The organism is Pseudovibrio sp. Alg231-02, from assembly GCF_900143565.1.
Lineage (GTDB): Bacteria > Pseudomonadota > Alphaproteobacteria > Rhizobiales > Stappiaceae > Pseudovibrio.
The window spans coordinates 17,531-35,422 of sequence record NZ_FREX01000009.1; the positions used below are offsets into that span (position 1 = coordinate 17,531).

Annotated in this window: 16 protein-coding genes and 2 tRNA genes; 10 read left to right on the forward strand and 8 right to left on the reverse strand. The window is 50.1% G+C overall.

Features of this window, described 5'->3' with window-relative positions:
* Nucleotides 1-7 precede the first annotated feature (7 nt).
* The 5 genes from DHN43_RS20595 to DHN43_RS20615 all read right to left on the reverse strand — a co-directional run bounded on the left by DHN43_RS20595 (nucleotide 8) and on the right by DHN43_RS20615 (nucleotide 3,783).
* Nucleotides 8-358, reverse strand: a complete 351-nt coding sequence (locus DHN43_RS20595) for a LapA family protein (RefSeq protein ID WP_208860017.1) — start codon at nucleotides 356-358, stop codon at nucleotides 8-10.
* Nucleotides 359-373: 15 nt separating this feature from the next.
* Nucleotides 374-676: an integration host factor subunit beta gene (locus DHN43_RS20600; RefSeq protein WP_057462715.1), complete on the reverse strand. Its 303-nt coding sequence runs from the start codon at nucleotides 674-676 to the stop codon at nucleotides 374-376.
* Complete coding sequence (sppA, locus tag DHN43_RS20605) at nucleotides 669-1,676, reverse strand: signal peptide peptidase SppA (protein WP_057462716.1); 1,008 nt, start codon at nucleotides 1,674-1,676, stop codon at nucleotides 669-671. The genes DHN43_RS20600 and sppA overlap by 8 nt, the downstream gene beginning before the upstream one ends.
* 222 nt (nucleotides 1,677-1,898) lie before the next feature.
* Entirely contained in the window at nucleotides 1,899-2,210 is a 312-nt protein-coding gene (locus DHN43_RS20610; RefSeq protein ID WP_063286507.1) for a chorismate mutase, read from the reverse strand.
* Nucleotides 2,211-3,078: 868 nt separating this feature from the next.
* Nucleotides 3,079-3,783, reverse strand: coding sequence for an SDR family oxidoreductase (locus DHN43_RS20615; RefSeq protein WP_108819881.1), 705 nt, complete (start codon nucleotides 3,781-3,783; stop codon nucleotides 3,079-3,081).
* 445 nt (nucleotides 3,784-4,228) lie between these two features.
* On the opposite strand from DHN43_RS20615, the gene DHN43_RS20620 reads away from it, so the two are divergent.
* On the forward strand, nucleotides 4,229-5,431 hold the full coding sequence (locus tag DHN43_RS20620) for a GNAT family N-acetyltransferase (protein WP_208995534.1): 1,203 nt from the start codon (nucleotides 4,229-4,231) through the stop codon (nucleotides 5,429-5,431).
* A gap of 162 nt (nucleotides 5,432-5,593) precedes the next feature.
* Here the strand turns inward: DHN43_RS20620 and rpsA are convergent, their stop codons facing one another.
* The 3 genes from rpsA to aroA all read right to left on the reverse strand — a co-directional run bounded on the left by rpsA (nucleotide 5,594) and on the right by aroA (nucleotide 9,474).
* On the reverse strand, nucleotides 5,594-7,291 hold the full coding sequence (rpsA, locus tag DHN43_RS20625; RefSeq protein WP_063286510.1) for a 30S ribosomal protein S1: 1,698 nt from the start codon (nucleotides 7,289-7,291) through the stop codon (nucleotides 5,594-5,596).
* A 195-nt stretch (nucleotides 7,292-7,486) separates the two neighbouring features.
* Nucleotides 7,487-8,122, reverse strand: a complete 636-nt coding sequence (cmk, locus tag DHN43_RS20630) for a (d)CMP kinase (protein ID WP_063317254.1) — start codon at nucleotides 8,120-8,122, stop codon at nucleotides 7,487-7,489.
* Entirely contained in the window at nucleotides 8,119-9,474 is a 1,356-nt protein-coding gene (aroA, locus tag DHN43_RS20635) for a 3-phosphoshikimate 1-carboxyvinyltransferase (protein ID WP_199914847.1), read from the reverse strand. Before aroA ends, cmk begins: the two co-directional genes overlap by 4 nt.
* A 205-nt stretch (nucleotides 9,475-9,679) precedes the next feature.
* Between aroA and DHN43_RS20640 the strand changes: the two genes are divergently transcribed.
* The 9 genes from DHN43_RS20640 (at nucleotide 9,680) to DHN43_RS20685 (ending at nucleotide 17,761) form a co-directional block, all read left to right on the forward strand.
* The gene (locus DHN43_RS20640) at nucleotides 9,680-10,057 is read left to right on the forward strand and encodes a TIGR02300 family protein (protein ID WP_063286512.1); all 378 of its coding nucleotides are present in this window, start codon (nucleotides 9,680-9,682) and stop codon (nucleotides 10,055-10,057) included.
* Between the two features lie 132 nt (nucleotides 10,058-10,189).
* Nucleotides 10,190-10,265 (forward strand) — tRNA-Ala (locus DHN43_RS20645).
* A gap of 124 nt (nucleotides 10,266-10,389) precedes the next feature.
* A tRNA-Ala gene (locus DHN43_RS20650) sits at nucleotides 10,390-10,465 on the forward strand.
* 259 nt (nucleotides 10,466-10,724) lie between these two features.
* Nucleotides 10,725-12,140 (forward strand): cryptochrome/photolyase family protein, encoded by a 1,416-nt coding sequence (locus tag DHN43_RS20655; protein ID WP_108819883.1) that lies wholly within the window; start codon nucleotides 10,725-10,727, stop codon nucleotides 12,138-12,140.
* A gap of 121 nt (nucleotides 12,141-12,261) precedes the next feature.
* Nucleotides 12,262-12,750, forward strand: coding sequence for a fasciclin domain-containing protein (locus DHN43_RS20660; RefSeq protein ID WP_063299468.1), 489 nt, complete (start codon nucleotides 12,262-12,264; stop codon nucleotides 12,748-12,750).
* 685 nt (nucleotides 12,751-13,435) lie between these two features.
* Entirely contained in the window at nucleotides 13,436-14,743 is a 1,308-nt protein-coding gene (locus tag DHN43_RS20670; protein WP_063294895.1) for an extracellular solute-binding protein, read from the forward strand.
* A gap of 177 nt (nucleotides 14,744-14,920) precedes the next feature.
* Complete coding sequence (locus tag DHN43_RS20675) at nucleotides 14,921-15,802, forward strand: ABC transporter permease subunit (RefSeq protein WP_057462725.1); 882 nt, start codon at nucleotides 14,921-14,923, stop codon at nucleotides 15,800-15,802.
* Between the two features lie 10 nt (nucleotides 15,803-15,812).
* On the forward strand, nucleotides 15,813-16,655 hold the full coding sequence (ugpE, locus tag DHN43_RS20680) for a sn-glycerol-3-phosphate ABC transporter permease UgpE (protein WP_108819884.1): 843 nt from the start codon (nucleotides 15,813-15,815) through the stop codon (nucleotides 16,653-16,655).
* 2 nt (nucleotides 16,656-16,657) lie between these two features.
* A complete protein-coding gene (locus tag DHN43_RS20685) occupies nucleotides 16,658-17,761 on the forward strand; it encodes a sn-glycerol-3-phosphate import ATP-binding protein UgpC (RefSeq protein ID WP_057462727.1) in 1,104 nt (367 codons plus the stop codon).
* Nucleotides 17,762-17,892: the final 131 nt, after the last annotated feature.

Below are 17,892 nucleotides of genomic sequence, written 5' to 3' on the forward strand. Positions count from 1 at the left end.
AAAGCGGTTAGGCTGCTTTTTTATGGTCTGGTGCAGGCAGGCCGGGTGCAATGTCACCCTGCGCTACCTTACGCAGTGAATCCGCTTCATGTTTAAGTTGGTTCGCTTCGCGTCGTTGAACACGAGCCTCTTTACGAAACCGTCCTTGTCGCATCCAGGTCGCCACTCCGCCAAGCATCACGCCCAGTCCAACAGCGCCAAACAGCAACCAGAAAACCGGAATGTTGAACGTCAACATCGGGTCCTCTGGGTTAAAGGGGTTAAGCGAAATCAGCGTGGAATGCCGGTTCGCAACCGCAAGGACAACAAGTAGAGCTGCTATAGGTATAAGCAGCAAATTCCGAAGGAAACGAGCCAATGTATTACTCCAGGATCAGTCGTCTTCGCCGTGATCCGTACCGTCGTTCAGTCGTTCGCGCATTTCTTTGCCGGTTTTGAAGAACGGAACGAACTTTTCGCCAACTTCAACTTTTTGGCCAGTTCTTGGATTGCGTCCAACACGTGCCGGGCGGTTCTTTACTGAGAACGCACCAAAGCCACGCAGCTCGACGCGGTCACCGCGCATCAGCGCTTCAGTAACTTCATCAAGAATGGCGTTTACGATATTCTCTACATCGCGTTGATAGAGATGCGGATTACGCTCCGCAATAGTCTGTACTAATTCCGATTTAATCATGCTTTGCCCCCCCAAGTGCTGAGACTGTTGCCGCATCCGGAGCCTGCCAAACAGACACGAGACCGTCAAGCGGTAGGCTTGAATCTACGACACTTTTTGCTGTTTTGAGAAGTGAGATGACCAAATTCTGGTTCTCACTACCCAAAAAGCCTAATAAATTTGCAGGGAACGGGAGTGACCGCTCGTCTGATTCTGGTTTCCAGTCGATTATTTCCAAATCACTGGAAAGTCCTTTTTCGTCAATAAGCCACTGATGCGCGGCCTGCTCGCCACCAATCTCATCGATCAGTTCAAGGTCTTTTGCCTGGTGCCCGGTGTAAACCTGACCGTTCGCCAGCTGAAGTGCACGCTCTTTAGAAAGGCCTCTGCGTTCTGCAACAAGTCCAACGAACCACATATAGGTATCGTCAATCAGTTCCTGCAAAGTTTCCTTCACTTCAGGCGTGGCTGGCTCATAAAAGTTTGGCTCAGCTTTCAATGGTGCGCTTTTAATCGCATCCATTTCAACGCCAATCTTCTCGAGCAACCCTTTTGCATTGCCATACTGGAAGAGAACACCGATAGATCCGGTCAAAGAGGTGTATTGAGCAACAAGGTGATCACTGGCAATTGCGGAAAGATAAGCAGCCGAAGCGCCAAGCGTCGTGATGGACGCTGTCAAAGGCTTCTTCTCAGCAATCTTGCGCAGCGCATTGTAAAGCGCTTCACCACCGGAAGTGGTGCCACCGGGAGAATTAATGGAGACGATGACGCCTTGCACGGTGTCATCTTTTGCGATTGCTTCAAGCATCTCCAACTGGCGGCGATCATAGGTGATCGGTCCGTTGATTTCGATGCGAGCAATATGCTTTTCAGAACGGGCAAGCTCACCAAGGCCAGTTGCCTCAGCGCCTCCCCACAACAGCAAAGCTGCAAGTGCTAAAAAACTAACGACGCGCCAGAACGAAACTTTACGTCTCAGGCGTCTGCGATCAATAAGAACGTCACTGTCTAGACTCATGGGGTCTTCCCGGTCAAACTCATTTAAGCGACTATAGGGAAACAATACCTAAGCTTTTGAATAAGCCAAGTGTTCTTTCTCTGCAGACGGTAAAAACACGACCATAAATTAAGCTTTGTCCCTGCCAAACGGTTAATTTGGGGAAGTAGGCTCTTAATTCTCCGAAAATTTCTGGTTGTAATGCTAGTCGACTAAGATGCCAGAGAAAATGGCGATACTATGTTATTTTGCGTTTTCCTCTGCTTCCATAAGGTCTTCTTCGTGCGCAATCGCACTTTCCATCAGTGCGCGCCACATGGTCTCATAGGTCTGCGCATTCAGGCCATGCGCACGGGCATGGGCTTTTACGTTGCTGGCAACTTCCTCTACCCGGCTTTCAATGCGGGCAGACAGGCCAATTGGTTTTTTGATTTCAGCGGCGCGTGTGATGTAAGTCCAGCGCTCTGCAAACAGGGAAATCAGCTCGGAATCCAGACGATCAATTTCTGCGCGGATCTGAGTCATATCGTGACATTCGCTAGCAGAGTTCTTCATTAGTTTTTTGCTGCCTATCGGATTGAATGACGTGGCTGGGGAGTGCCACCTTTTGAAATGTCATACCCGAAATAAATGCATGGTCGCAACTAGCATATGTTTATCGCATAAAAAATCCGTTCCGTTCATCAGGAGGTGGGGGGGAGCTGAGAACGGAACGGGATCTGTATGGCCATGGGGCCAGTTGGACTTTTCGTCTTTTTTGGGCCACTGTTTTATCGATTGCTCTGAAAACCGATAGGTTCAGTGATCTTAATTCTTGACGCGAGAACTAGGGGCATAGTTCACCGCGCGCTGTTGGAAACCCAAAGCCGATTGCTGCAAGGACGGCGTAAAACGGGTTTCCAGTTAGCCCTGCGGTTTCGGGCGGACCGCTAGGGCATTCCGAAGTCTTGAAGCTGCCGGACCTTATTTTTGTTATTGGCCTCAACGATGTTTCAAGACAAACAGCACAGTGGAGTTTGAGAGAATGGGATACTCTCTTGCTCGCCATGTAAAGTAATATACAGATGTTACTTGAAGATAAATAGAAATCAGAAATAGAAAATTTCAAAAAACGACTCTATCTTAGGTGGTGTATAGCAAATTAAAAGTTGTTATCAAAACTTATCATCAATTTACTATTGCTTATCTATTATGTTTATTTTGATTAAAGTGAATTAATATTTACATTAATTAAAATTGAGCACATGTAAATGCTCCATATCACACAATTTGCTTTGTTTCTTTCTGGTGAGGAGGAGTTGTGGCGTTAAAAAAGGGGCGTTTCCGCCCCTTTCTGATCGTGCAGGTTTAAGATCTCTCCGATTAATCGAGAGAGAAGGGCATCCCGCAAATTGCGACAGATGCCTTCGCAAAATTGTCCAGCCTATATTGAGCGCGTAATTCCGCCATCAATTCGGATATTTTGTCCGGTCATGTAGCTGGAGGTGTCTCCGGCAAGGAAAGCAATCAGATCAGCCACTTCCTGCGAGGTGCCATAACGCCCCATTGGAATGCGATCCCGACGTTCTTCCTTCTCTGGCAAGCTGTCAATAAAGCCCGGCAGCACGTTGTTCATGCGAATGTTTGAGGAAGCATACTTGTCTGCGAACAACTTGGTAAAAGCAGCAAGGCCAGCTCTGAACACGCCGGATGTCGGGAAAAGCTCCTCGGGCTCAAACAAGGCATAGGTGGAAATATTGACGAAGCTGCCCTTGCCCTGAGCTTCCATGATTGGGGTAACGATGCGGGTGATGCGCACCACGTTCATGAGATAGAAGTCCATCCCTCTCGCCCAATCTTCATCGGTGAGCTCAAGGACCGGCCCTTTAGGCCCATGGCCAGCACTGCTGACAACCGTATCAATACGGCCCCATTTTTCCATCGCAACATCAACAAGACGCTGGAGGTCCGCAGTTTCAAGGTTGGAGCCAGTCACACCGACACCACCAAGTTCCTCAGCCAGCTTCTCGCCTTTGCCAGAGGAAGAGAGGATGGCGACTTTATAACCGTCCTCTGCCAGCTTACGTGCAGCAGCAGCACCCATACCACTGCCACCAGCAACAATCAGCGCAACTTTCAAATCACTCATGAAACCCTCCTAAATTAAATCAGGACTATTCCATTTTCTGCTGGGCAATAAATCAAGTGACGATTTGTCATCACCCTGAGAGAAACCATGCGGAGGAGACAATATTTCTAGAACTGAGGTCCCTGACAGAAATGTGAGAAATTCAAATGCTCAGATTTCTATAAAATACTTCTACTTTTAACTGGTTGAAAATAACTATGTATAAATATCAGGAGTTAGAGCGTGTTCCGTTTGATTAGATTCAATCAAACGACCAGAATTCGCTCTAACAAAGATTTTAGAGCACGGTGTGTGAATGCGAATGAACGCGACGTGCTCTAGGGCGAGAGCCACGAGATTCAGTCATTTCAAGCATATCGCCGAAAAGTAGACGCCGATTTTCGGACAAAGATACGCAAACTGCTTTAGTTAAAGTCATTTTATGCATCGATAAGGGAGAAGTTTGTTGCAGGCAGATGTTATCACATCAGACGAGCTCGCCTCTGTGCAGCAGAGCTCTGCAACAAAAGCACTTCAAAACCCGTCTGTGCGCGTGTTGCAGTCTGCTGTTGAGGTCGCTGAACTCCAGCAGAAATGGCACCAGCTGGAGCGGGCCCCCAAAGGCAATCCGGTCTTTCAAAGCTATGCCTGGACCATGGCGATGCTTGAAAATCCTGCATCGGTCCAATCAGCCAAAATCTTCGCTGTCTACGACCAGCAAAGCCTGATCGCGGTTCTGCCGCTGCGCATTGAAAAGCAAAAGTCCCTGAAAGCACTGACTGGTTTAGGAGAGCCTTTTCAGCAGTACTCAGAGATGCTGCTGACTCCCGGCTATAACCCTGCTGCCGTATTGGATTACCTGAAGCCACACCTTCAAAAGGCTGGTGCAGATGTCATCCACCTCCGCCAGATCAGAGAGGGCGGTGCACTCTATGAGTACGCCAGCACTCATTTTACCGAGGTCGGAGAGGCTGATGGCGCTCCATGGCTGGATCTGAACCAGTGGGATAGCTTTGAGGACTATCTGAAGTCCATCTCCGCCCGCTCCCGCAAAACCATCCGCAACCAACGCAATCGTCTCCACAAGTCAGCAGGCCTTTCGCACCGCGTGATCCGGCAGGAAGACCCGGAACTCGAAATCATGCTTCTACGCACTCTAAACGGGCGAGAGAACTGGGTCGAAGCCATGGGTTACTCATCGCGTGCGCTGGAAGGTGATGGCTTGCAGAACGTCCTTCTGTCATTAAGTAAGGGCACGGCCAAAGGCTGCGAACTCATCGCTTTCGAGCTGAAGCATGGTGATTTGCCAATCTCTACCGAATGGGGTTTTCTGTTCGAAGGCTGCTATTCCGCTTACATGGCTGATTGGAATCCGGACTACGAACAATCCAGTCCCGGTAAACTTCACCAGATGGACGTCATCGAGGCGTGTTTTGCGCTTGGGATCGATAAAGTCGATTTTCTAAAACCAGCTTCCCGCTACAAGATGACTTGGACCTCACAGGTCGCCAGCGTCTTTGATGCCGTCAGCCCGCTCTCCTTCAAAGGACAGCTCTATGCCAGCCTCTGGCTCAAGAACCTGCGCCCCTTAGCAAAGCGCATCGTACTCGCAATGCCAAAAGGTCCGAGAGCATTCCTGATGAGCTCCCTGAAGAAGATCAGGGGCTAACTCTGCCGAGAGGCAGAACTCCCTGAAACAAGACGCTTCAAAGCTCTTTTCAGACATAAGCGCGCAAAAGAATACGAAACAACGCAAATGAACGCACTCATCAACGCAACAAAAAAGCCCGCTCAAATGAGCGGGCTTTCTCGCAAAATCTATTGCTAGATCTTATTCGTCGTCGTTCTGCTTCTTCATAGCTGCAGCGAGGATGTCGCCGAGAGAAGAGGAAGCGTCAGAAGAACCGTACTGTGCAACCGCTTCTTTTTCTTCAGCGATTTCAAGTGCCTTGATGGATACACCAACGCGGCGGGTCTTCTTGTCGAACTGAGTGATACGAGCTTCGATCACATCGCCAACGTTGAAGCGGGTAGGATCCTGCTCACCACGTTCACGGGACAAGTCAGCGCGACGGATGAATGCAGAGAGGTCGCCGTCTACGAGTTTAACGTCGAGACCACCGTCTTTGATTTCAGTCACTTCACACTTAACGATTGCGCCCTTACGAACAACATCGCCAGCGGATTCAAACGGATCAGCGTCGAGCTGTTTGATGCCGAGAGAGATACGCTCTTTCTCAACGTCAACGTCAAGAACGACTGCTTTAACAACATCGCCCTTCTTGTACTCTTCGATGACCTGCTCGCCCGGACGGTTCCAGTCCAGATCGGACAGGTGAACCATGCCGTCAACATCGCCTTCAAGACCGATGAACAGACCGAATTCAGTCTTGTTCTTAACTTCACCTTCTACGGTGGCGTTAAGTGGGTACTGCTGTGCGAATGCATCCCATGGGTTCTGCAGAGTCTGCTTGAGGCCCAGGGAGATACGGCGTTTGGAAGCGTCCACTTCAAGGATAACCACTTCAACTTCCTGGGAAGTAGAAACGATTTTGCCTGGGTGTACGTTCTTTTTGGTCCAGGACATTTCGGAGACGTGGATCAGGCCTTCGATGCCTGGCTCCAGTTCTACGAATGCACCGTAGTCGGTGATGTTGGTAACACGACCGGAGAACTTGGAATCCAGTGGGTATTTGGCTTCGATGCCATCCCATGGATCTGTTTCCAGCTGCTTCATGCCGAGGCTGATGCGGTGTGTTTCCTGGTTCACACGAACGATCTGCACCTTCACGGTCTGACCGATTGTCAGAACTTCGCTTGGGTGGTTGATACGACGCCATGCAATGTCGGTAACGTGCAGGAGGCCATCGATGCCACCAAGGTCAACGAATGCACCGTAGTCGGTGATGTTCTTAACAACACCCTCAACGGTCTGACCTTCTTCCAGGCTCTGAACGAGTTCAGAACGCTGTTCAGCGCGTGTTTCTTCCAGAACGGTACGACGGGACACAACGATGTTACCACGGCGCTTGTCCATTTTCAGGATCTGGAAAGGCTGTGGAGTGTGCATCAGAGGAGTAACGTCGCGTACTGGACGGATGTCGACCTGAGAGCGTGGTAGGAATGCTACTGCGCCGTCCAGATCAACGGTGAAGCCACCTTTAACCTGGTTGAAGATCTGACCAGTAACTTTTTCACCAGCTTCGAAAGCAACTTCAAGGCGAACCCAGCTTTCTTCGCGGCGTGCTTTGTCGCGGGACAGAACAGCTTCACCCATCGCGTTTTCAACGCGCTCAAGGTAAACTTCTACTTCATCGCCAACGGCCATTTCGCCGTCACGGCCTTTAGCGCCGAATTCCTTCATAGGAACGCGACCTTCAACCTTAAGACCTACGTCGATGACTGCGAGGTCTTTTTCGATAGCAACAACGATGCCTTTTACAACGGTGCCTTCAAAAAGGTCGGAAGTCGCAAAGGATTCTTCCAACAGAGCTGCAAAATCTTCAGCAGCAAAGTTTTGATTTTCCATAAAATCTCCTGATGCCATAAGAATGGCGCTCGCCGGCGGGTTTGTGTTAACACTAAAGGACAAGGGCTCCCGGTTTTCAACTCGCGTTGAAAAACAACCACTTACAAGTAAGTGGGCCGGCGAAAGCGGTCACACTTGTCCAAATTCGGTATCGTAACAGTCGCTTGATATAACAAACGCGAACTCCGAAGGCTGTTATGAAACAGCTGAATTCCGGGCGCGTTCGACGATATCCACAGCCGCACGAAATGCGGAGTCTATATCCATTTCTGTCGTATCAAGCAAGTGTGCATTTTCAGCGGGTTTTAATGGAGAGTCTTTTCTGGTGCTATCGCGCTCGTCGCGACGCTCCAGATCCACTAGGATTTCATTAAAATCTGCTGGAATTCCCTTGCCGTTCAACTCGTCTGTCCGGCGCTTTGCACGGGCTGCCGGAGAGGCGGTAATGAACAGTTTCGCGGTCGCGTCCGGGCACACAACAGTCCCGATATCACGGCCATCTAAAACGGCACCCGGCTCTTGATCAGCAAACGCACGCTGAAGGCTCACCAGTTCCTCGCGCAGGCCAGAAAGAACTGCAATGCGAGAGGCTACCTCACCAATTTCATGGGAAGAGAGCTGATTGCGATCCAAATTACCCAGATCAAGGTTCTGGGCGACAGAGATTGCAACGTTTTCATCACCAAGTGGCAGGCCGCGCGCAAGCAGCGCAGCGGCGACAGCACGATACGTCAAACCAGTATCCAGATGGCGGAGTCCAAAATGCGCAGCGAGCTGGCGTGCGAGCGTTCCCTTGCCAGATGCCGCTGGTCCATCCAGAGCAATAATCATGCAGCTTCCTCATTTTTATTTTCAAGCTTGCCACCCAGCTCACCAAACATGGAGAGGAAGGTTGGGAAGCTTGTCGCGATTGGCGCTGCATCATCGACCTGAACCGGTTTGTGTGCAGCGAGCCCCAGAATAAGGAAGCTCATTGCGATCCGGTGATCCAGATGTGTTGTAACAGTGCCACCGCCAATATTGTTTGCCCCACCAGTAACAGTCAGACTGTCCTGTTTTTCAACGCACGGAATGCCGTTTGCTTCCAAACCACGTGCAACAGCAGCCAGGCGGTCTGACTCTTTGACACGCAGTTCTTCAAGACCAAGCATGACAGTGTCACCTTGAGCAAAAGCAGCAGCAACAGAAAGAATTGGATATTCATCAATCATGGAAGGTGCTCGGTCCGCTGGAACCGTAATACCCTTTAATCGCGAATACTTGGCGCGAATGTCGCCAATCTTTTCTCCGCCGCTTTCCCGTTCATTCGAGATGGTAATGTCTGCGCCCATTTCAAGCAGACTAGTAATAAGTCCAATGCGATGCTCATTCAAAAGCACACCTTCAACGGTGAGATCAGAACCCGGTGTGATCAGGGCAGCAACAATCGGGAAGGCAGCTGAAGACGGGTCACCAGGAACCGTAATATCCTGAGGCTGCAGCTTCGGTTGGCCTTGCAGCGTGATGATACGCTCACCGCTCTCGTTCACTTCAACCTTCAGTTCTGCGCCAAAACCAACCAGCATTTTCTCTGTATGGTCACGTGTCGCAACAGGTTCGATAACAGTTGTTGTACCAGCGGTATTCAAACCAGCCAGCAACACAGCGGATTTTACTTGCGCAGATGCCATTGGCACGCGGTAAGTAATTGGAATTGGTGTGTCACTACCGCGGATAGAGGCTGGCAGACGGTCGCCGTTACGCGCAACAACCTGAACACCCATCTCACGCAACGGGTTAAGGACGCGGCCCATTGGGCGTCCAGACAGCGAGGCATCGCCAGTCATGGTGACGGCAATCGGGTGGCTCGCAAAAATACCCATTGCCAGACGTACGCCTGTACCCGCGTTTCCAAAGTCAATTGGAGCTTCCGGCTCAAGCAAGCTACCCAGTCCAACACCCTCAACCGTCCATGTGTCATCTTCCTGACGAACACACTTGGCACCAACAGCATTCATAGCCTTTGCTGTACCAATCACATCTTCTGATTCGAGAAGGCCAGAGATGGTGGTTTTGCCAAGCGCCAACGCGCCAAACATCAGAGAACGATGGGAGATAGACTTGTCACCTGGAACTTTGATCTGACCATTGAGCGGAGAGCCGCTGTGAGCGGTCACAATTTGCGGTGACGAATTATGGGACATGTTCATTTCCGGGGTTGCGAGACTTAAAAAACTAGTTCCTCCTAGCACGGAAGAAAAAGACAGTCACCCTAGGGCGCATTGAACTATTGCGAAATTTCGGCAGTGAATGTACGACTTCGGGTAGATTTCTAAGATTTATCTTTGACATGATGGCCAACCTGAGGCTAAGGGGGCCGTCAACGAGATACAAACAAAGGTGAGAACCGTGGCAAGACCGGAACTCGGAACCAAGCGCCTGTGCGCGGCGTGTGGCGCTAAATACTACGATTTGAAACGTGACCCGATCATCTGCCCTAAGTGCGGCGACATGTTTGATCTGGGCATGACAGCAAAAACAGCCAAGGCTGTAAAAGCTGTTCAGAAAGAAGAAGCTAAGGAAGCATTGGTCAAAGACGATGCAGAACTGGTTTCCCTGGAAGAAGCAGACGCTGAAGCATCTGGCGAAGATATTCCTGAGCTGGAAGATGAAACGATCACTGATGATATCAGTGGTGATGACTCCGATGTGTTCCTCGACGATGAAGATGATGAAGACGCTGCCGTACCAGGCATCGTTGTGGCTCGCGACGACGACGAAGTCTAAAATTTCCACAGCTTGTGAAACTGCAGGCTGTTAAGAGAGTATTCTCTTGAAATGTGGGGGCGGCCCATCTATGTTCCGCCTCCATCGGCACACAAACTTCATTGAAGTTTCAGTGCCTAAGGAAGAAATGATGGGGCCTTAGCTCAGCTGGGAGAGCGCTTCGCTGGCAGCGAAGAGGTCAGGAGTTCGATCCTCCTAGGCTCCACCAAAGACATTTTGAAAAAATGTCTGATGTTCTGCGAAGAATGTCTGGTATTTTGCGAGAAATACATACCTTCCTTGAAGATTGCGTAGCAGGGCAACCCAAGCCCGTTTCAAATGCTACATGGTATGGGGCCTTAGCTCAGCTGGGAGAGCGCTTCGCTGGCAGCGAAGAGGTCAGGAGTTCGATCCTCCTAGGCTCCACCAAAATCATTCTGCCAAAAAATTCAGCTAAGAATATCCGGCTCTTTCAAAAAAGCTCCCAACAATGCTTTTAGATTATACCTGATCGTCCTCTCATCGTTTTTGGCTGACTTTACGTCGTTTTGGAACGTGTTTGACAAATCGAGCCAATCTCGCGGCAGTGACGGTTGCGCACTATGAGAATTGAAGCTCTATCGCCATTGATACGCAAGGAAATTGCTATACATCTGCCGCAACTGGTTCTTTTGAGCAGAGGCTGTCGATGACTGCACCCGTTGTTATCCATTGGTTCCGTCAGGATCTTCGTTTGAGTGATAATCCTGCTCTGACTGCGGCCTGCGAGGCCGGCGCGGTTATTCCACTCTACATCCTGACTGACGGTGAAAAAGGCGCGCGCGAACATGGTGGAGCGACGCTGAACTGGCTGCATCATTCTTTAAAAGCTCTCAATAAAAGCTTGAACGGGCAGCTGTTGATAATGCGCGGTGACCCATCTGTCATTATCAAGAACCTTCTTCAGGAGACGGAAGGGACGGGCGTTTTCTGGAACAGATGCTACGAGCCCTGGCGCATAGAACATGATGCACAGCTGAAGTCTGATCTGGAAGAGACTGGCATAACTGCTAAGAGCTTCAACGGTTCGCTTCTTTGGGAGCCATGGCAAGTGGCAAAGCCAGATGGTGACCCATATAAAGTCTTCACTCCGTTTTATCGTAAAGGCTGTCTGCAAGCGGCTGAGCCGCGTAAGCCCTTACCTACCCCTAAACCCATGCAGTTGCATCAGGTGAGTACAAATGGTGCGCTGTCTCTTGATGACCTGGGACTGATCGACAGCCGTCCATGGTCAGCGCGACTGAGTAACTGTTGGGAGCATGGAGAGCAGGCGGCGCAAAACAGGCTCTATTCGTTTCTCGAAAACGGCATCTCCAATTACAAGGAGGGGCGTAATTTTCCCGCTCTCACGCATACTTCACGGCTTTCGCCTCACCTGCATTTTGGAGAGATTTCGCCCAATCAAGTCTGGTGGGCGCTCAGTATGCACGAAGAGACACATGACATTGACCATTTCCGGAGTGAGTTAGGCTGGCGTGAGTTCTCCTATTCCCTGCTGTTCCATAACCCAACGCTTCCTCAAAACAATCTCAATACTAAATTCGATCGCTTTCCGTGGGTTTCTGACGACCAACGCTTGTTGGCTTGGCAAAACGGGCAGACAGGCATCCCAATTGTAGATGCAGGTATGCGCGAGTTGTGGCAAACCGGTTATATGCATAACCGCCTGCGGATGGTCGTCGGCTCGTTCCTCGTAAAGAACCTGCTGCTGGATTGGCGCTCAGGCGAGTCTTGGTTCTGGGATTGCCTGGTGGATGCAGACCTCGCCAATAACTGTGCAAGCTGGCAATGGATTGCTGGCTGTGGAGCTGATGCAGCCCCGTACTTCCGTATCTTCAATCCCGTGCTACAGGGCGAGAAGTTTGATGGCCACGGTGATTACACCCGTCGTTTTCTCCCGGAGCTCAAAGAACTGCCGGACAAATACCTCTACAAACCCTGGGAAGCTCCTAAAGACATATTGAAAGATGCAGGCGTTGTGCTGGGTGAAACGTATCCGTTGCCAATCGTTGACCTCAAAAAATCACGAGATGAAGCGCTGCGTGCTTTTGAGGAAACAAAATAAAATTCAGATCAGAGTGATCTGCCTTCAATCCCAGTCAGTATAAGAACTTGTGCGCGGCAGGATGTCGCAGCCAAATCTAATGTAATTCCCTGATTTACATCTCTGGGGAGTGGAGGGTTCTATGCGTTTATCTATGATTTCTTTTGTAAGCTCGCTTGTTCTTGCTGGATCAGTAAGTGCTAATGCAGGAACTATTGTAGAAGTAGCTCAAGGGGCAGGGCAGTTTAACACCCTTATCGCTGCAGCTCAGGCCGCTGGTTTGGACGGCGCGTTAGCGAACGGTGAAAATCTGACGGTCTTTGCTCCGACCGATGAAGCGTTTGCTGCTCTTCCGGATGGAACAGTAGAAATGTTGCTGAAGCCTGAGAACAAGGATCAGTTGATCGCGGTCCTGAGCTACCATGTCCTGCCACGAAAGCTCGCGTCCACTGACCTTCCAGGCCGGACAATTCATGTGAAGACAATCAAGGGCTCTGGAGACAAGACACTTTCCGTCTCAAAAACATCGTCAGGTGTGACAGTCGACAAAGCGAACGTAATCAGCGCCGATATTCCTGCAGATAACGGAATAATCCATGTGGTCGATGCAGTATTGCTACCCTCCAACTAGTCTGGGGCAAATCTTCAGTCTGAAGAAGCTCAACTTGGGGGCGTGAAGCGTCAGTTTCGCGCCCTCAGTGCTGTCAAAAAACGCGATTAGATGACTCTATTTGATTGAAACGAATACATTTCATCTTTTCGAGCATGCAAACTTTTGCATTAGAAGTTGCATTCGGTGAGTTGCACACAGTGCGCCTGTGGATAAGTTTGAGTGCCTTTTGCATTCGAAAAACTGCGCCTTAAAGCATTAAGACAGCTCATCCGCAGAAACGTGCAAGGCGCAAAAATAGATTTTATTCGCCGTCTAGGTATTTCTCCTTTATATCAAGTGATTAGCCGACAAATCTTTGCATAATGCTCAACATTCGAAATCTTTCGTATCGAATTTTTTCGAAACAAAACTTCCAATTTTAGACACTTCAATCATGCTGAACGGCAGAAAATATTGCATAAAAAACAGTCGCCTTGGATCGGTTTCGCTTTTCCGAAACATGACAATCTCATGATAATTATGAAAAAAAACGAAGATCCAATTGCAATTCATCGAAACTTCAAGAAACTGTCATCCTAGTGTGAAACACCTAAGTGATATCGCAGATGAGGCGTAGGGGATGGATCGTCACTGCGATGGATCAGGTGTTAACTCCGCTTCGCATGTTAGATTTTTTCAACTTTCCCAATGGGGGGCAACAAAAATGACTCTTCGTAAAGCAACTGGTGTCGCAACCTTTGCAGCACTCGCAATGTCTTCAACAGCATCTTTCGCTGCGACAGAAATCAACTGGTGGCACGCAATGGGCGGCCGTCTGGGTGAAGTTGTCAACGAAATCTCCACCAAATACAATGCGTCTCAGGACGCGTGTCAGCTGACCCCAGTCTATAAAGGTAACTACGAAGAAACCTTGACTGCTGGTATTGCGGCATTCCGTGCTGGCGAACAGCCAAACATTCTTCAGGTATTTGATGCAGGTTCCGCTACCATCATCGGTGCAAAAGGCGCAGTTGTTCCAGCTGAAGACCTTCTGAAAGACGCTGGTGTTGAATTCAACATCGAAGATTACATTGCTGGTGTTCGTTACTTCTACGCTGACGCAGCTGGCAAAATGATCGGCATGCCGTTCAACTCCTCTACCCCAATCCTCTACTACAACGTAGAAGCACTGGCGAAAGCAGGCGTTGAAGCTCCTAAGACTTGGGAAGAGTTCGAAGCGATCGCTCCTAAGCTGAAAGCTGCTGGTTATATTCCTTTGGCACAGTCACACCTGCCATGGATCTTCACCGAAAACTTCATGTCCCGCCACAACCTGCCATTCGCAACCAACAACAACGGTTACGACGGCGCGAAAGGCACTAAGATCCTCGTGAACAACGATGCGATCAAAATGCACTTCACAAAGGTTAAAGGTTGGCTCGACGCTGAGCTGTTCGGTTACTACGGCACTGGCTGGGGTGACAACCAGAAGGTATTCCAGGACGGTTCCGCTGCAATGTGGCTCGGTTCTTCAGGTTCCTTCGGTGGCCTGACAAAATCCACAGACTTCAAATTCTCCGCAACCTACCTGCCTCATTGGGCTTCTGTTAGCGAAACAGGCACCAACACCTTCATCGGTGGCGCTGCACTCTTCGCAATGTCCGGCAAGCCAAAAGCAGAAAACGACTGTGTTGCGAACTTCTACTCCTTCCTGACTTCCGCAGAAATGCAGTACTACTGGCACCAGGAAACTGGTTACGTGCCAATCACCAACGCTGCATATGAGCTGGCAACTAAGGATGGGTACTACGACCGCGTACCTGCAGCTGAAATCGGCATCAAGCAGCTGACACTGCCAGGTGGAGACAACACCAAGGGTTACCGCATGGGCTTCTACGTTCAGGTGCGTGACGTGATGAACCGTGAATACGGTAAAATCTTCTCCGGTGACAAATCCGTAGACGACGCATTCCAGACCATCGAAGACGAAGCTAACAAGCTTCTGGCTCGCTTTGCTAAGACGTCTAACTAAGACTTAGCATTGAGACTTTCGCTAAGACCGGAGACGCTTTTAAGTGTCTCCGGTCTCAGGTTGTTTTGGAAATAGAATGTTCCCATGCGTCAAAGAGCGCAGTGAGCTTTTCTGAACAAGCGGTCAGGCTTGCTAAGCAACCGGCCACCACAACGAAAACAGCGACCAGGCCAGTCCATGAAACGAGTTCAATTCTCACATCCATTGATGCCATACATGCTTCTGCTTCCGCAGCTGGCAATTGTTGGTGTCTTCTTTCTGTGGCCAGCCGCAGAAGCAATCAGGGCGTCTTTCTATCTTGAAGACCCGTTTGGCTTCGGCTCCACCTTTGTTGGCCTAGACAACTTTAAAGATGTTGTTTCCGCGAGCGAGTACAGCAGAACTGCATGGTTCACGCTGATCTTCTCAGCTGCGGTGACATTCTTTTCTCTCAGCATTGCTCTTTTGCTGGCAGTCAAAGCAGACAACGTTATCAAAGGCGCCTCCACATACCGCACTCTGCTCATGTGGGTTTATGCGATCGCCCCTCCCGTCGCAGGCCTTGTAGGCGTGATGCTGTTTGACCAGCACATTGGCCCACTCAACGATCTTGCCCACGCCCTCGGCTGGAACATGCAGATCGGTGTGAACTATTTTGATACTGCATTTGCTATGACCGTGATTGCGGTTTGGAAGCAAATTCCGATCAACTTCATCTTCTTCCTCTCTGGTCTCCAGAGTGTTCCAAAATCCGTTCAGGAAGCAGCTGCGGTTGATTGTAGATCTTCTTCACGTCGCTTCTGGACTGTGACTTTCCCACTGCTGGCTCCAACCAGCTTCTTCCTGCTGATCATCAACATCACTTACGCGCTCTTTGATACATTCGGTATTATCGATCTGGTGCTTAAGGGTGAGCCAGGCAACAACCCTGTAACGCTCGTTTATAAGGTGTTCCTTGATGGCTTCCGCGGTAACGACCTTGGTGGGTCCTCAGCACAGTCTGTGATCTTGATGATACTCGTGTTCGCTCTCACTGTGGTTCAGTTCCGCATGATCGAACGTCGCGTGCACTACAGTTAAGGAGGGATAGATGAAACGCTCACAGTTTTGGGATCACGTAGTCCTCGTTCTCGGCGCCCTCTTTATGCTGGTGCCAGTTGTCTACGCACTCATGACTTCCAGTCATGATGCTGTATCCATTTACAAAGATGGCCTTCAGCTCTCTCCAGGCGGCCATTTCGTTGACACTTATAAGCAGGTGTTGACAGAAGCTGGCGGTTTTACCAAGTCCGTGACTGGTCTGACTATGCTGTGGAACTCTTTGGTTCTCGGCCTCGGCTTTGCCTTCGGTAAGATCATCATTTCCATGCTGGCGGCTTACGCAATCGTGTATTTCCGTTTCCCGCTTGGAACGTTCTTCTTCTGGATCATCTTCTCCACCCTGCTGCTACCTCTGGAAGTGCGCATTCTGCCTTCCTACGAGATCGTACAGGGCCTCGGTATGGCGAACACCTATTCAGGCCTGATCATCCCATTGATTGCGTCTGCAACAGGCACCTTCTACTTCCGCCAGTTCTTTAAGTCCGTTCCGGATGAGCTGGTTGAAGCTGCGCGTATCGATGGTGCAGGACCGCTGAAGTTCTTCATCGACATTCTTGTTCCACTCTCCAAGACCATGATTGCTGCAATCTTCATCATCATGTTCGTGTTTGGTTGGAACCAATACCTCTGGCCAACACTCATCACCACGGATGAAAGCCTCTTCACGCTGGTGCGTGGCATGAAGCAGATTCTGCAGGTGTGGATTGGTGCGCAGATCCCGGATACGAACCAGGCAATGGCACTTGCAGTACTTGCAATGCTTCCACCTGTTCTCATCGTGGTGATCTTCCAGTCTTGGTTTGTTAAAGGGCTCGTGGAAAGCGAGAAATAAAAATGGCAGGCATTCAACTTAATACCCTTCGCAAAATCTACGCAGGCAACGTAGAAGCGGTAAAAGGCATCTCCATCGACATTAAGGATGGTGAGTTCATTGTTCTCGTCGGCCCTTCCGGTTGCGGCAAATCCACTCTGCTGCGCATGGTGGCAGGTCTGGAAACCATCACAGATGGTGAGCTGTTCATCGGGGATCGCCTAGTCAACAATGTAGAGCCCGCTGATCGTGACATCGCAATGGTGTTCCAGAACTATGCGCTCTATCCGCACATGACCGTTTACGGCAACCTCGCGTATGGCCTGAAAAACCGCAGCATCCCTAAGGATGAGATCGAAAAGCGCGTGCGCAAAGCGGCTGAAATTCTGGAAATCGGAGATTTCCTTGATCGTCGGCCACGTCAGCTTTCCGGTGGTCAACGCCAGCGTGTTGCAATGGGTCGCGCGATTGTTCGCGAACCTGCCGCGTTCCTGTTCGATGAGCCTCTGTCTAACCTTGATGCAAAGCTGCGTGTGCAGATGCGCATGGAGATCAAGAAGCTTCAGAAAGAACTAGGCACCACAAGCCTGTACGTGACCCACGATCAGCTTGAAGCAATGACACTGGCAGATCGCCTAGTCGTTCTCAGCGGCGGTGTTGTAGAGCAGATCGGGTCTCCGATTGATGTCTACGAAAAGCCTGCGTCTACATTCGTTGCGACCTTCATCGGTTCTCCTGCGATGAACCTGCTGCCGCTGGCAAAGAGCGGCAATGAATGGAAACTCGACAATGGCGCAACTGTTGACGTGAAGCTGAACACAGATCTGTCTGACCTGATCCTCGGCGTTCGTCCGGAAGATCTTGTCATTGAAGAGCTGAGTGAGAAGTTCGACTCCGGACTGCACACTGCACTGACCGTGCATGTTGTTGAGCCTGTGGGCGCTGAGAGCTACGTTCACGGCACCATTGGTGAAGGTAGCGTTGACGTTGTAGTTCGTGCTCCTGGTAAGCTGCACTTCGAGCCAGGCCAGATCCTGAAGGTGACAGCAAAGCCAGAAAAGCTTCACACGTTTGACACCAAATCCGGCAAACGTATCGAGCTGGAAGGCGCACTCGAAACAGCTTAAACGCTGCTCAGATATAACTTTCAAAAGGCCCGGCATTCGCTGGGCCTTTTTCGTGTGGTACACATAGATGCAGTCGAAAACCTGTGCCATTTTATCGCACGTGAGCGAACTTCTCTTCTCAAAAACAAAAC